Source organism: Neisseria sp. HMSC15G01, assembly GCF_001808255.1.
In the GTDB taxonomy this organism is placed as follows: Bacteria; Pseudomonadota; Gammaproteobacteria; order Burkholderiales; family Neisseriaceae; genus Neisseria; species Neisseria subflava_A.
This window is the reverse complement of the sequence record NZ_KV792686.1, coordinates 325146-338751: the sequence shown is the minus strand read 5'-3', so window position 1 is coordinate 338751 and position 13606 is coordinate 325146. Positions and strand designations below refer to the sequence as shown.

At 47.7% G+C, this 13606-nt stretch carries 16 protein-coding genes; 3 read left to right on the top strand and 13 right to left on the bottom strand.

Features of this window, described 5'->3' with window-relative positions; genetic code table 11:
- Positions 1-463: 463 nt before the first annotated feature.
- The 12 genes from HMPREF3139_RS07990 to lpxK form a co-directional block, all read right to left on the bottom strand.
- Positions 464-808: a hypothetical protein gene (locus tag HMPREF3139_RS07990; RefSeq protein ID WP_070461500.1), complete on the bottom strand. Its 345-nt coding sequence runs from the start codon at positions 806-808 to the stop codon at positions 464-466.
- Positions 809-1275: 467 nt separating this feature from the next.
- Positions 1276-2280, bottom strand: coding sequence for an ADP-glyceromanno-heptose 6-epimerase (rfaD, locus tag HMPREF3139_RS07980; RefSeq protein WP_070461498.1), 1005 nt, complete (start codon positions 2278-2280; stop codon positions 1276-1278).
- Positions 2281-2419: 139 nt separating this feature from the next.
- Positions 2420-3382, bottom strand: a complete 963-nt coding sequence (gene rfaE1, locus HMPREF3139_RS07975; RefSeq protein ID WP_070461497.1) for a D-glycero-beta-D-manno-heptose-7-phosphate kinase — start codon at positions 3380-3382, stop codon at positions 2420-2422.
- 41 nt (positions 3383-3423) lie between these two features.
- Entirely contained in the window at positions 3424-4095 is a 672-nt protein-coding gene (locus HMPREF3139_RS07970) for an NAD(P)H-binding protein (protein ID WP_070461496.1), read from the bottom strand.
- Positions 4096-4108: 13 nt separating this feature from the next.
- A complete protein-coding gene (gene pyrF / locus HMPREF3139_RS07965) occupies positions 4109-4840 on the bottom strand; it encodes an orotidine-5'-phosphate decarboxylase (RefSeq protein WP_070461495.1) in 732 nt (243 codons plus the stop codon).
- Positions 4841-4950: 110 nt separating this feature from the next.
- Positions 4951-5598, bottom strand: coding sequence for an adenylate kinase (gene adk / locus HMPREF3139_RS07960; RefSeq protein WP_003746105.1), 648 nt, complete (start codon positions 5596-5598; stop codon positions 4951-4953).
- Between the two features lie 71 nt (positions 5599-5669).
- Positions 5670-6188 (bottom strand): 3-deoxy-manno-octulosonate cytidylyltransferase, encoded by a 519-nt coding sequence (locus HMPREF3139_RS07955; RefSeq protein ID WP_070461494.1) that lies wholly within the window; start codon positions 6186-6188, stop codon positions 5670-5672.
- A gap of 21 nt (positions 6189-6209) precedes the next feature.
- Positions 6210-6968, bottom strand: a complete 759-nt coding sequence (gene kdsB, locus HMPREF3139_RS07950; RefSeq protein WP_070461493.1) for a 3-deoxy-manno-octulosonate cytidylyltransferase — start codon at positions 6966-6968, stop codon at positions 6210-6212.
- On the bottom strand, positions 6965-7147 hold the full coding sequence (locus HMPREF3139_RS07945) for a Trm112 family protein (protein WP_003679524.1): 183 nt from the start codon (positions 7145-7147) through the stop codon (positions 6965-6967). The genes kdsB and HMPREF3139_RS07945 overlap by 4 nt, the downstream gene beginning before the upstream one ends.
- A gap of 93 nt (positions 7148-7240) precedes the next feature.
- A complete protein-coding gene (locus tag HMPREF3139_RS07940) occupies positions 7241-7789 on the bottom strand; it encodes a DUF2059 domain-containing protein (RefSeq protein WP_070461492.1) in 549 nt (182 codons plus the stop codon).
- 46 nt (positions 7790-7835) lie between these two features.
- On the bottom strand, positions 7836-8501 hold the full coding sequence (locus tag HMPREF3139_RS07935) for a DUF2059 domain-containing protein (protein WP_070461491.1): 666 nt from the start codon (positions 8499-8501) through the stop codon (positions 7836-7838).
- Between the two features lie 64 nt (positions 8502-8565).
- Entirely contained in the window at positions 8566-9576 is a 1011-nt protein-coding gene (lpxK, locus tag HMPREF3139_RS07930; RefSeq protein ID WP_070461490.1) for a tetraacyldisaccharide 4'-kinase, read from the bottom strand.
- A 181-nt stretch (positions 9577-9757) separates the two neighbouring features.
- Here lpxK and xseA point away from each other — a divergent pair, with 181 nt between their 5' ends.
- From xseA to HMPREF3139_RS07915, 3 genes are all read left to right on the top strand, one after another.
- The gene (gene xseA, locus HMPREF3139_RS07925) at positions 9758-11107 is read left to right on the top strand and encodes an exodeoxyribonuclease VII large subunit (RefSeq protein WP_070461489.1); all 1350 of its coding nucleotides are present in this window, start codon (positions 9758-9760) and stop codon (positions 11105-11107) included.
- A 123-nt stretch (positions 11108-11230) separates the two neighbouring features.
- Positions 11231-12010 carry a CDP-diacylglycerol--serine O-phosphatidyltransferase gene (pssA, locus tag HMPREF3139_RS07920; RefSeq protein WP_070461488.1) on the top strand — a complete coding sequence of 260 codons (780 nt, stop codon included), beginning with the start codon at positions 11231-11233 and terminating at the stop codon, positions 12008-12010.
- Between the two features lies 1 nt (position 12011).
- Positions 12012-12821: a sulfite exporter TauE/SafE family protein gene (locus tag HMPREF3139_RS07915; protein ID WP_070461487.1), complete on the top strand. Its 810-nt coding sequence runs from the start codon at positions 12012-12014 to the stop codon at positions 12819-12821.
- Between the two features lie 85 nt (positions 12822-12906).
- On the opposite strand, the gene HMPREF3139_RS07910 is transcribed toward HMPREF3139_RS07915, so the two are convergent.
- Positions 12907-13587: a sulfite exporter TauE/SafE family protein gene (locus HMPREF3139_RS07910; protein ID WP_003680951.1), complete on the bottom strand. Its 681-nt coding sequence runs from the start codon at positions 13585-13587 to the stop codon at positions 12907-12909.
- Positions 13588-13606 lie beyond the last annotated feature (19 nt).

The window sequence follows — 13606 nt, the reverse complement described above, 5'->3', positions numbered from 1 at the left end:
GATTATGAAAATCTTGTTCAGTATAAATTTTACTGCCGATAATCTCTAATTGCATAAGTTATACTCCTATTTACAAGTTCCAATTTGTGTTGCAGAGATATAACGATCAGTTGTTATATAGCAATCCATCATTGGAATACAACAATCTAGTACCAGCCTGATTCGATCTTGACATAGTGTTTATTAAGCTAATGTTCGCTTCATACCATATCCTACCCTGTTTAGCAGGTAAAATATTTGTAGAATTTACAAAATATCTCCCCTATGTTGCCTATATGGATGTGGAGATAGGCTGCTTTTGTCTGATTGCTGTGGCAACTTATTAAAAGAAAGGTATTTGTTGTTTCAGACGACCTTTTGGCTCAAACCTTGAGAACCGCATGCGTGCGTTCTGCACACATGCTACTTGTTGAGTTTAAGTTTTATATGGGCTATGGTTTGCATTTCCAAATGCGCTTGTTATTTAAAAAAAGAAAAATAAACCTGTCTGTTTGGAAATAGCCAGCTGAGTTAAAAATAAAATATTTTGATATATTCTAAGAGGGATATCTGTCAATGCCTGATGGGAATTATCTTGTAAAAAATTTTTTAGAATAATTAATTTTCTTAAATCAATTATTTTTTCATCCTCATAATCATCTATATATGTATCTATTATCTCATTTATTTTATCGAAGAAATTTTTCTCAAATAACAAATTAACCTCTTGTTCTGAAAGTTTAAATACATATAGTTCATTATCATCAGCTTGATCGTAATCTAATTTTTTCATGGCTTCAACACTTAAAGGGACAACTATCTGTTTCATATCAATGACTCCTTATCTTAAAATGTGTTATTTCATTATATTCAGCTTGAGTGCGTCCCTGCTGCTTACCATTCGTATTAATTTTAGGGGCTTTACTAGATTAGCAGATATGCTACCCTTGAAATATGATTATAATACACTGAAAATTAAAGAAAAAGTACAGATGGATAATCTAGTACAGTCCCTAAATATAAATAGACTAAAAAACTTCCAGTCATTTTTATTTTACTGGTTATAGCATCGTCTCATTTCATCTATTCACACCTATAATATCTCAACAGCTTTTACAAATACTCCAGCAGATCCACTGCTACCCTACTAAGCCTTTTTGAAACCTTTGTTGTAAAAAACGCTATTTCCATTCTTATCGAATAAAGGCAAATTTATAATTTTAAAGCCTCCCAAAATGATGAGGCCGTCTGAAAATCCTTTTTCAGACGGCCTTTCTTCATTTAAGCCAAGAAGGATTAAACCAAGTTTTCCAGCATCCATTTAACGTAACGGCTGACGCCTTGTTTTACATCCAAGAATTCTTCTTTATACCCGGCTTCGCGCAGCTTGGTGATATCCGCTTGAGTAAAGCTCTGATATTTGCCTTTAAGCGCATCTGGGAATGGGATATAACGAATAAGTTCTTCTTCAACCAACTCTTTCAAACTCATTTCAGGCTTGCCTTCGGCTGCACGGCAGGCGTTGACGGTGGCAGCGGCAAGATCGTTAAACTGTTGGCTACGACCTGTACCGAGATTGAAGATGCCTGAAAGCTCGGGATGATCGAAGAAGTAAAGGTTAACTTTGGCAACGTCTTCTACGCTGACAAAATCGCGTGTTTGCTCGCCATTACCGTAGCCGTCATTAGCGCCAAACAGATTAACATAACCATGCTCGCGGTATTGGTGGAAATGATGGAAGGCAACCGATGCCATACGGCCTTTGTGTTGTTCCTGTTGTCCGTAAACATTGAAGTAGCGGAAGCCGACGACTCGGGCGGTCAAACCTTCTTCCATTCGGCGGCGCAATACTTGGTCAAACAAGAATTTAGAGTAGCCATACACATTGAGCGGTTTTTCCAGTTCGCGCTCTTCGCGGAAGATTTCGCCCTTACCATATACAGCAGCGCTGGAGGCATAAAGGAACGGAATGCGTTCATCCTGACACCAGTCCAAGAGATCGAGCGTGTACTGGTAGTTGTTGTCCATCATGTAAAGACCATCATGATTCATGGTATCGGAACATGCGCCTTGATGAAAAACGGCTTCGATATCGTCGTAAGGCAGAAGATGGCCGCGCACTTGGCGGATAAATTCGTGTTTATCGAGATAATGGGCAATTTCACACTCGGCAAGGTTTTTAAATTTTTCGCCTTTGCTCAAATTATCGACGGCAACAATGTCGGTAATACCGCGCTGGTTAAGTGCTTTAACGATGTTGCTGCCGATAAAGCCGGCCGCGCCTGTTACGATAATGGTCATAATGAGTTTCCTTTATTTTGATTTTTCAGACGGCCTTGAAGTAATCATGCCGTCTGAAAATAAAAACTTGTCTGTCTGGATTATTTTCCAACTCTATTTTCAGACGGCCTTTAGATTTTAAGGCCGTCTGAAACAGCAATTATTGCTCTTCCAATGCCTTGGTCAATTCGGCAAACGAGCAAACCGCCGTACCAAGTTTTGCCACGACAACGCCCGCTGCCGTATTAGCAAGGTGCATCGCTTCAGGCATGGTATAACCAGCGGCCAAACCCAAACCCACTCCGGCAATAACAGTATCGCCTGCACCCGATACATCATAGACTTCTTGGGCCCGTGTAGGCTGATAAATCGGCTCACCCTCATTGAACAGGGTCATACCCTCTTCACTTCGGGTCAGCAAAATCGCGGTCAAATCAAGATGACGGCGCAGGTTTTGGGCTTTTTCAGTCAAATCATTTTCGTTTTTCCAGCTGCCCACCACTTCTTTCAATTCTGCACGATTCGGCGTAATCAGCGTAGCGCCGGCATATTTCTCGTAATCATCGCCTTTCGGGTCGATTAAAACGGGTTTACCGGCCTGCTTCGCCCAATCGATCATATCGGAAATATGCGACAAACCGCCCTTGCCGTAGTCTGAAAAAATAATGGCATCGTATTCAGGCAACACTTCTCGATATTGATGTTTGATTTGTTCCAACACCTCACGATGAGGCAATTCTTCAAAGTCAAGTCGGATAAGCTGCTGGTTGCGGGCAACGACACGCAATTTGACAGTAGTCGCAATTTGCTTATCGCGCATCAGATAGGAAGAAACGCCGTCTTGCATCATCAATGCGTCCAACGCATCTGCAGCTTCATCATCGCCGGTCACGGACAACAGCCCTACTTTACCGCCCAATGAGGCGATATTGCGCGCAACGTTCGCCGCCCCACCCGCTCGTTGGTCGATACGGGCGATTTTCGCCACCGGCACTGGGGCTTCAGGAGAAATACGGGACACATCGCCAAACCAATAGCGGTCGAGCATCACATCGCCGACGACAAGGACTTTGGCTTGTGCAAAACGTGATTTTAGGGTTTCTTGTTGGAACTTGGTTACCATACTGGCTCCATTAAAATCTCTGTGTAAGGCTTGTTATCAGTTTATTGATCTAACAGCCTAAAAATATCTTGAGGCTCATATACCTGCATATGGTTTTTCGAGTACGACGCCTGTTCATGAGATGACAACAACGCTGCTTTCAGCATGGCTTGCGCCAATTTTTCGACAGCAAGCGGACGTTGGTTTTTCAGCATGCCGATGCGGTTGAGTACGCGAGAAATCCGTTCTGCTATTTTTTCGCCCAAGCGGTCGCTGTTCGGACGAATCAGCAATGGCGGGCGGAAAATAATAAGGTGCGGAAAATTCAAAGCGATAATTGCTTGCTCCAATTCGCCCTTCATCCGTTGATAAAACAGGCTCGAAGCAGAATTTGCACCGGAAGCGGAAATCAAAACCAAAGTATTGACGCCGTTTTCTCGTGCGGCTTTGGCAAATTCAAGATTTGCCTCATAATCAATTGCCCATTGCGCTTCTTTACTGCCAGCCGCTTTCAAGGTAGTTCCCAAGCAGGCAAACAATACATCGCCCTGCACTTTTTCACGCCAATCATCAGGCTTAGAAAAATCAATCTGATGGCTATTTAGCTTTTGGTGAGTAAAATCAGGATGTCTGCGACCAAAACAGTCGATGGACTCAACCTCTGAACTGGTTGCAAGTAAAGGCAACAAGGATTTTCCTGTTGCGCCTGTCGCGCCAATCACAATCGCCTTCATACTTCAGACGGCCTTAAGCGTTTGCCACGCGGTTCACTTCGCGCAATACAGCTACCGGATCGGCAGCTTTAGTTACCGGACGGCCCATTACCAAATAGGTTGAACCGGCAGCCAAGGCTTCGGCCGGCGTCATAATACGGCGCTGGTCATCATTATTGCCTGCAACATCTAAGCGGATGCCCGGTGTGACCAAGACAAAATCCTGTCCCAATTCGCGGCGCAATGGTACGGCTTCTTGAGCGGAACATACTACGCCGTCCAAGCCCGAACTTTGCGCCAGTTTCGCCAAGCGGATGACTTGTTCTTCAGGGGCGATGTTCAAACCGATTTCTGCCAAGTCGCTTTGTTCCATGCTGGTCAACACGGTTACGCCGATCAAAAGCGGCTTGGTTTGATATCCGGCAACGGCTTCTGCTGCTGCTTCCATCATGCGGCGACCGCCCGATGCGTGCATATCGACCATCCACACGCCCATATCGGCGGCAACTTTACAGGCCTGAGCAACTGTGTGGGGAATATCGTGGTATTTCAAATCGAGGAAAAGTTTGAAACCTTGATTGATTAAGCTTTCTGCCAAATTGCGGCCGGTTGCGGTGAACAGCTCTTTACCGATTTTGATTTGACACAGTGTCGGGTCAAGATTGCGGACAAATCCGAGCGTATCTTTTTCGTTGGCAAAATCGAGGGCGACGATGACGGGAGTACGTTGTTGCTGAGTTTGGAAGTCGGAGATCAAGGGATTCATAAGATACCTGCGGATAAACGGTTATAGCTTCGATTTTAACAGCTTTTGTACACAAAAGGCCGTCTGAAAATATTTTTTCAGACGGCCTCATGATTTTACTTTGGCAAAACTTATTTGCCCAAACCTTTCAATACTTCGGCTTTCACGGCTTCTACTGCTTGGGTGCCGTCAACTTTGATGTATTTCGGCGCGTGTTCGCCTTCCAGTTTGCTGTAAAAATCAACCAAAACTTCGGTTTGCTCGTGGTAAACGGCAAGGCGTTTTTTCACGGTTTCTTCTTTGTCGTCGTCGCGTTGAATCAAATCTTCGCCGGTTACGTCGTCTTTGCCTTCGACTTTAGGCGGATTGTAGGTAACGTGGTAAGTACGGCCGGAGGCCAAATGCACGCGGCGGCCGCTCATGCGGTCGACAATCACGCTGTCAGGTACATCGATTTCAACCACGGCATCCAAATCCACACCAGCTTCAACCATGGCTTCGGCTTGTGCCAATGTACGTGGGAAACCGTCAAACAGGAAACCGTTTTTGCAGTCGTCTTGGGCAATACGCTCTTTAACCATGCCGATAATGATGTCGTCGCGCACCAAACCGCCTTCATCAATGATTTTTTTTGCTTCCAAACCCAACGGAGTGCCTGCTTTGATGGCTGCGCGGAGCATGTCGCCGGTAGAGATTTGAGGAATGCCGAATGCAGCAGTGATGAATTGAGCCTGTGTGCCTTTGCCGGCGCCTGGTGCGCCCAACAATAATACTTTCATGATGAGTCCTTTTGGTTGACGGATTTAATGTTCAGATAATTTTACACGGCTTGTGTTTATCGTTCAAAACTTCAGACGGCCTCTTTCGGGCCGAAATGCTTCCATGCATCGTCGCGCATTCCGATAAACCATGCGTCTTCAGGGAATCGCTCTATCGCGTCTTTCAAAGTGGAAAGCAAGTTTTGCGATAAGGCTTTCGCCAAATATTCTTCCTCATTGGCTTCGGCCGCTTTGTCAGGCTGCTGCGCCAAACCGATTGCACGGGTTTGATGGCCATGAGCCAAATAGTTGAGCGCAATGATTTTTTGTGCCCAAAGCTGAGGAATATCGGGATTGTCTTGCAGCAATACCGACAAAATCGATACGGCAACAGTCAAGCGCCCGCCGTTCATACGCAAGTCCAATGACTGGTTGGGCGGCAAAGTGCTGAGCATTTCTGCCATGCGGAACCAGAACTCGCCGCTGGCCTGCTCCGGCGCTTCTATTTTCAGCATATCATAGTTGAATTCTTGCTCATCTTCTCTTACCAGCTTCGCCACGTCGGCAAGCAATTTTTGTTCTTCACGGCTCAAATGGCGGAAATCATTCATGTCTTTTCCTTTCAGACGGCCTTAAGATTTAAACGCAACACGCACTCTGTCCAAATCTTCCTGCGTATCCACACCGGCAGCAGGCGCTTCTTGGGTGATTTCAACAGCAATCGGATAACCGTGCCACAGGACGCGCAACTGTTCCAGCGATTCGATGGTTTCCAAAGGAGAAACATCCATTTCCGAATAGCGTTGCAGGAAGCCTGCACGATAGGCATAAATGCCGATATGGCGCAAAACGGCTGTTTCAGAAGGTAATTCGCGTTTTTCGGCGCGCATGGCGTCGCGCGGATAAGGAATCGGGGCGCGGCTGAAATAGATGGCGTTGCGGTTTTTATCAAGGATGACTTTGACGACATTGGGATTCATAAACTCGTCAAAATCGTGCAATTCATGAGCGGCGGTTGCCATTTGCACATTATTTTCAACCAAAACTTCAGCCGTACGGTTGATGAGCTCTGGGTCGATTAAAGGCTCATCGCCTTGTACGTTCACGACAATCAGATGTTGCGGCAGTTTCAGCGTATTGGCCGCTTCGGCAAGGCGCGTTGTACCGCTTTCGTGTTGATTGGAAGTCATGACCACTTCGATGCCATGCGCCTGACAGGCCGTCTGAATATCGGGATGGTCGGTGGCAACGACAACACGCGCAGCCTCGCTTTTTGCCGCCTGTTCGGCGACGCGTACAACCATCGGTTTACCGTGAATATCGGCCAAAGCCTTACCCGGCAGACGTGAAGAATCCAACCGCGCCGGAATCAATACGACAAATTCGGTCATGCTTTCAGTTCCTCTTCGCTCAACGCTCGTGCTTCGTTTTCCAACATATAAGGGATGCCGTCACGAATCGGATAAGCCAACTTCGCCTGACGGCTCCACAATTCCTGTTTGTCTTGATGGTATTCGAGTTTGCCTTTGGTCACAGGACAAACAAGGATGTCTAAGAATTTTTTTTCCATGGGGTACTTTCGGGTTTGATAAATTGGAGGTCGTCTGAAATATTTTTCAGACGACTATAATTTATTTCTTATGCTTTTCCCAACCTATTTGGCTTAATTACAGCTTGCATCAGGTTTTTTGCCGCCGCACATGATACCTTGCACCTCTTTCGCAAATTCAGGCATATGACGCTGTGCAGCTTTCTCTGTTAATGCCAATCCAAAAGTCATTAGTTCGTTCATAGCTTGATTGCGCATAAGAGGAGTCTTAACAACAACAGCCTGCCCGACAGGTGAACTATTAAAGGCAATCATGCCGTCAACTTCTTCTTGAGTGTATGTTAATTTGGCATTCTTTAATAAATTATTGCGGATAGTCTGTTTCACTTCGGGCGTCATTAAATCTCTCAAAACATTTTCGCGATAACGATCAATAGCTTTTGCTATTTGCTCTTTTTTCGCTTCCGGTACTTTGGCAAGGGCTTTATCTGCATACGGTTTAAATCCAACATTGAAACCGTCAATCATATTTTTTTCTAATTCCCGGTCAAAATTCTGTGTATCCAACCAACGCTCCAGCGACGCATCACTGGGCGGCGCGGCAAACGCATTGGCACACAAGGCCAGCGTGGCGAAGGGCAATAATAAGGTTTTCAGTTTCATTTTTTTCTCCTTTTCAATAAAAAAATATTTTCAGATAGTCGGAAAATTATTTGGCACAATTCGGCAAATGTTTGTTGCCTTTGCATAAAATACCATGTGTTTGCTCCTCAAAAGCAGGTGTATATTTCCTGCTTGCGTTGATATAGTTGTTGCTCATTGTCTTTTCAACAATCTCATCATTCAATTTGTCGAAACGTTCTATCTTTTCAAATGCAGACTTACCGGCCCCATGCTCAAATACTTTTACTATGCTATCCACGTCTGCTTGGCTCAGCACATTGTCAATATCTCCGCCATGCTGTCTGAGATGATTGATTTTTTTCAAAATACCCTTGCCCCGAGGGGAAGAGAAGAAGCTGTTGAGTACATCGACTTCTTCTTGTGTAAATACTTTCTGTACGGCACGCTTTTCTTCATCCAACCATTGTTTTTTCAACTCAGGGCGGCTCAAATCGTCTTGCATGTTTTTCATATAACGGCTGATGACCGCCTTCATCTGCGCTTTTTGAGCTTTGGGCGTCATCGTTAACAAGCGCTCATTGTCCTCTTTATTTACCATCTCCAAAGAACGTTGTACTTTCTCGCTATAATTACTGCTTATCCCTTGAATCTCCAACCATTTTATTGCAGATTCATCACTTGGTTTAGCAGCTAAGCTTTGAGTGGATGCAAATAAAGCTGCGCAAGCAACCAACAAATATTTTAACTTCATGATTTACTCCTATCGCGTAGTTTGAAGATCATCTTTAAAACATCTGTGAAACATCTATAAGCATTTAGATTGAAACATTCGCGGATACGAACGCCGCCAAGTCCGGCTCAATTATCGCATAAACAGGCAAGACCCACACATGATTCAGGCCCTGATCGTCTGAAAATTTGACCGCATCCTTTTCCGTGATAATCACCACATCTGCGTCCGGCAAATCCGCCGCCGTAATATCTGCATGATCAGGCAAGGCAACGGTTTGTTTTAAAGCAATATTCATGCTTTGCAACGTATTGAAAAAACGCTCCGGCTTGGCAATACCGGCAACGGCGGCGACGGTTTGATTTCCCAAACCCGCCAAATCCAATTTTTCAGACGGCCTGTTCAAACGGTAAATCTGCCCTGTTTCAATATGGCTGGCAAACATATTTTCAGACGGCCTAAATGCCGTATCTGCTTGCCCCCCGCTGACGACAACCGCATCAACGGAAGCCAATCGAGACAAAGGTTCGCGCAAGCTGCCGTTGGGCAGTAAATCCAAATTGGTGCGTCCTGTATCTGCCGCCGGGAAGACGGCAATTTCCATATCGCGTTGCAAGGCATAATGTTGCAAGCCGTCGTCGGCCACAATCAATTCAAGCTCCGGATACGCCGCAAGCAATGCCCTGCCTGCTTCTGCACGGCTGCTGCCTACCGCCGTCGGCGCACTGGTTTGGCGAAACAGCAATAAAGGCTCGTCGCCTGCATCTGCCGCACTGCTGGCTGTATTCAATACATGAACCGCCTTGCTCTTGCGCCCGTAACCTCGGCTGATGATGCCGACCTTAACGCCCTTTTCCTGCAAACCCGACACCAGCGCGGCGACTATCGGCGTTTTCCCTGTCCCACCTGCATGGATATTGCCGACCATCACCACAGGCACTGGCAATTTTTCGCTTTTCAGACGGCCTGAAACAAAATCATCGCGCCGTTTCGCAGCAATTTTGGCAAACAGCTTGGACAATGGTTTTAACAGAAAAGACAAAAACGGATTGGGGGATTGCCAATGGCGTTCGATAATTTGGTGGAGTTTGGGCATACGCACGGCTTTTGAAGCGAAAATCAAACGATAATATAACACAAGCCCGCCCAGACAAGGCTGCCTGAACATGCGGCTTTGATAATATTAAAACAAAGGGCGAAAGTTTCATAAAAACGAATACAACGAATCGCTCTAAAACCCTTATAATTCAACTTTCCCAAATTTTTCCCGTTTCGCAATGTCCGAACTCTTCGCGCCCTCCTCCATTTCCGTATCCGAACTTAACGCCCTCGCCAAAGCCTTGCTGGAAGACCATCTTGCCGGTTTGTGGATTGCGGGCGAAGTGTCCAACCTGATCCGTGCCGCCAGCGGACATTATTATTTCTCGCTCAAAGACAGCCGCGCGCAGGTGCGTTGCGCCATGTTTAAGGGTGCGGCCATGCGCTTGGCGAAGCCTTTGAAAGAAGGCGACCATATCGAAGTATCAGGGAAAATCAGTATTTACGAAGCGCGGGGCGAATTTCAGATTACCGTAAACGAAGTACGGCTCAAAGGCTTGGGGCAGCTTTACGAAGCCTATGAGCGATTGAAGGCGCAGTTACAGGCGGAAGGCGCGTTTGCGGCGGAACGCAAGAAACCTTTACCTGCCCGTCCGCAATGTATCGGCATCGTCACCAGTCTGGCGGCGGCGGCTTTGCGCGATGTTGTGACCACCTTAAACCGCCGCGCGCCCGAAATCCCTGTTATCGTTTATCCGACGCCCGTACAAGGCACAGGCAGCGAGTTGCAAATTGCCCAAGCGATTAAAACCGCTTCGCAACGCGCCGAATGTGACGTGCTGATTGTCTGCCGTGGCGGCGGCAGCATTGAAGACTTGTGGGCGTTTAATGAAGAGCCGGTTGTGCGCGCCATCGAAACCTGCGCGATTCCCGTCGTCAGCGGCGTAGGCCACGAAACCGATTTCACACTCGCCGATTTCGTTGCCGACGTACGCGCACCGACACCGACCGGTGCGGCGGAATTGGTCAGCCCCAACCGCCAAGAATCGCTACATCGTCTAGCCCAAGCGCAAGGCCGTCTGAAAACCGTTTTGGAACAACGCTATTTCGATGCCAGCCAAAAACTTGACTGGCTCGCACGGCAAATCCGTCATCCGCGCCAAAAACTTGACGAGCAACGCGCTTCAATCAACAAACTGGCGCAAACGCTGTCTTATTCGATGACGCAAAACCTCCGCGCCCATACCGCCCGTTTTGAACGCCAAACCCAAACCCTAAAACATTGCCGTCCTGATGTTTCCGTTTACAAAAACAATATCGACCGCTTTCAGACGACCTTGTCGCATTCCTTCCACCAGCGGCTTGCCCACCGCCGTCAAAGCCTGACCGCCCAAGCCGCATTGCTCGAAGCCATATCGCCGCAGCATATTCTGGAGCGCGGCTTTTCGGTCGTCAAAAACACACGCGGACAAGTCATCCGCAATGCCGATATATTGAAACAAGGACAGAAACTGCACATCACTTTTGCCGACGGCGAAACCGACGTACGCGTGACCAAAGAGCAGGCGCAGGGCGAGTTGTTTGACTGACAAAATAAAGGCCGTCTGAAACTTTATGCGATTGAAGTGAAACTATGTCTGCCTGTTAAAAATCCTTAACCTGCCAATGCGGTATAATGCCTTATCTGCACCCGCAGCATATACGGAAACATTATGGACAACTCACAAAATACAGAAAATCCGATTCCTCCACGCAACTCCATCCGCAAAAACAGCATTTACCTGCTGCCCAATTCCTTTACCATCGCCGCACTGTTTTGCGCCTTCTTCGCCATTACCCAGTCCATGCACGGACGTTATGAAACGGCGGCGATTGCAGTTTTCCTTTCCATGCTGCTCGACGGCATGGACGGACGCGTTGCGCGGCTGACCAACAGCCAAAGCGCGTTCGGCGAACAGCTCGACAGCCTTGCCGATATGGTCAGTTTCGGCGTGGCGCCTGCCCTGATTGCCTACAAATGGCAACTTTGGCAGTTTGGCAAAATCGGCTATTCCGTCGCCTTTATCTACTGCGCCTGCGCCGCCCTGCGTTTGGCGCTGTTCAATACGCTTATCGGCAAAGTCGACAAACGCTGGTTTATCGGCGTTCCAAGCCCGACCGCCGCTGCGTTGATTGTCGGCCTGATTTGGGTCAACCACAGCGTCGAACGCTTCCCCAACGTGCATTGGTGGGCATTGGGTATCACCCTGTTTGCCGGTATTTCCATGATTGTGCAGATTCCGTTTTGGAGCTTCAAAGAAATCAACATCCGCCGCCAAGTACCGTTTATGGGCATGGTGTTGGCCGTGTTGGTATTGCTGCTCATCAACTGGAAGCCTTCACTCGTCCTCTTCCTGTTTTTCCTCGGTTACAGCCTGTCCGGTTATGTGATGGCAGTCATCCGTTGGTTTAAAAAACGCCATAAAACACACAAACACGACAAGGCCGTCTGAAATGTGGTCTTGGGACATCATCCTTTCCCTGCTCGCCGTCGGTAGTGCAGCGGGCTTTATTGCCGGACTATTCGGCGTAGGCGGTGGCACGCTGATTGTCCCCGTTGTCTTATGGGCGTTGCAACTGCAAGGCATAGGCGGCCACCCCTATGCCCAGCATCTTGCCATCGGCACTTCCTTTGCCGTCATGGTGTTTACCACCTTCTCCAGCATGTATGCCCAGCATAAAAAACACGCCATCGATTGGGCTACCGTCCGCCGAATGACGCCGGGCATGATACTTGGCGTACTCCTCGGCGCGGTATCGGCAAAATATGTGCCGACGCTGGCTTTGCAGGTTTTCTTTATTGCATTTCTTGCCTTTATCGCACTCAAAACCCTACGCGATTCCAAACCCACACCTTCACGCACCCTGCCCGCCCTCCCCGGCCTGACAGCTGTCGGCACGCTTTTTGGGGCGGCTTCGAGCTGGGTCGGTATCGGCGGCGGTTCGCTATCCGTTCCATTTCTGCTGTATTGCAACTTTCCGGCGCATCGCGCCATCGGCACATCTTCAGGTCTGGCATGGCCGATTGCAATTGCCGGCACTATCGGCTATTTTGCCAACGGTTTGCATATTGCCAACCTGCCTAAAGGCGCGGCAGGCTTTATCTATCTTCCGGCCGTGGCCATATTGAGCGTTGCCACCATCCTCTTTGCTCCGCTCGGCGTAAAAACGGCGCACAAGCTGCCCGCCCGAAAACTCAAAATCGCCTTCGGCATTATGCTGTTGCTGATTGCCGCCAAGATGGCTTGGAATTTAATACATTAATCTTTCTTGTGAAAAAGGCCGTCTGAAAATCTTTCAGACGGCCTTTTTGATTGCAAAGCAACAAATTAAATAAAACCTTTTTACCTTACCCTATTTGCCCCATTGCAAATACGGCCAAGCGCCATATCGCCCATCCTGCCACCAATAATCCAGCGCACAAACGAACCATGCGTTTTTGCAGAAAGGTTTTCAACTGCGCTGCAAATATGCCCATCGCAAGCAGGTTCGGCAAGGTCCCCAATGCAAACGCCAGCATATACAGCCCGCCATGCAAAGCATTGCCGCTGCCCAAGGCATACAAAGACGCGCTGTACACCAAACCGCAAGGCAGCCAGCCCCAAAGCACGCCCACGCCGAAACAGGCAGGCACCGATTTAATCGGCAGCAATTTGTTCAGCAAAGGATTCAGGCGCTTCCATATCGGTTTACCGATGCCTTCGATTTTGGTCGCGGCAGTCGAAATACCGGCAAGATACAGCCCAAGTAAAAGCAGCAAAACATTGGCGGCAATATACAAACCGTTTTGAACCGCGCGCGTATCGTCCAAGGAAATGCCGACCTGCCCGACCAAACCGACCAATAGGCCAATGACGACATAGCTGCTGATGCGCCCCAAGTTCAACAATACAATCAGCCCGATTCGGTTTAAATGTGGCGGCAGTTGCAAAGCGAATGCGCTGCTTAATCCGCCGCACATGCCGACGCAATGCGTTCCGCCAAAAAAGCCGAGTAGAAAAAGAGTAAGAAATGTGATTTCTTGATTCATGGTTTTTAATGATTCAAAC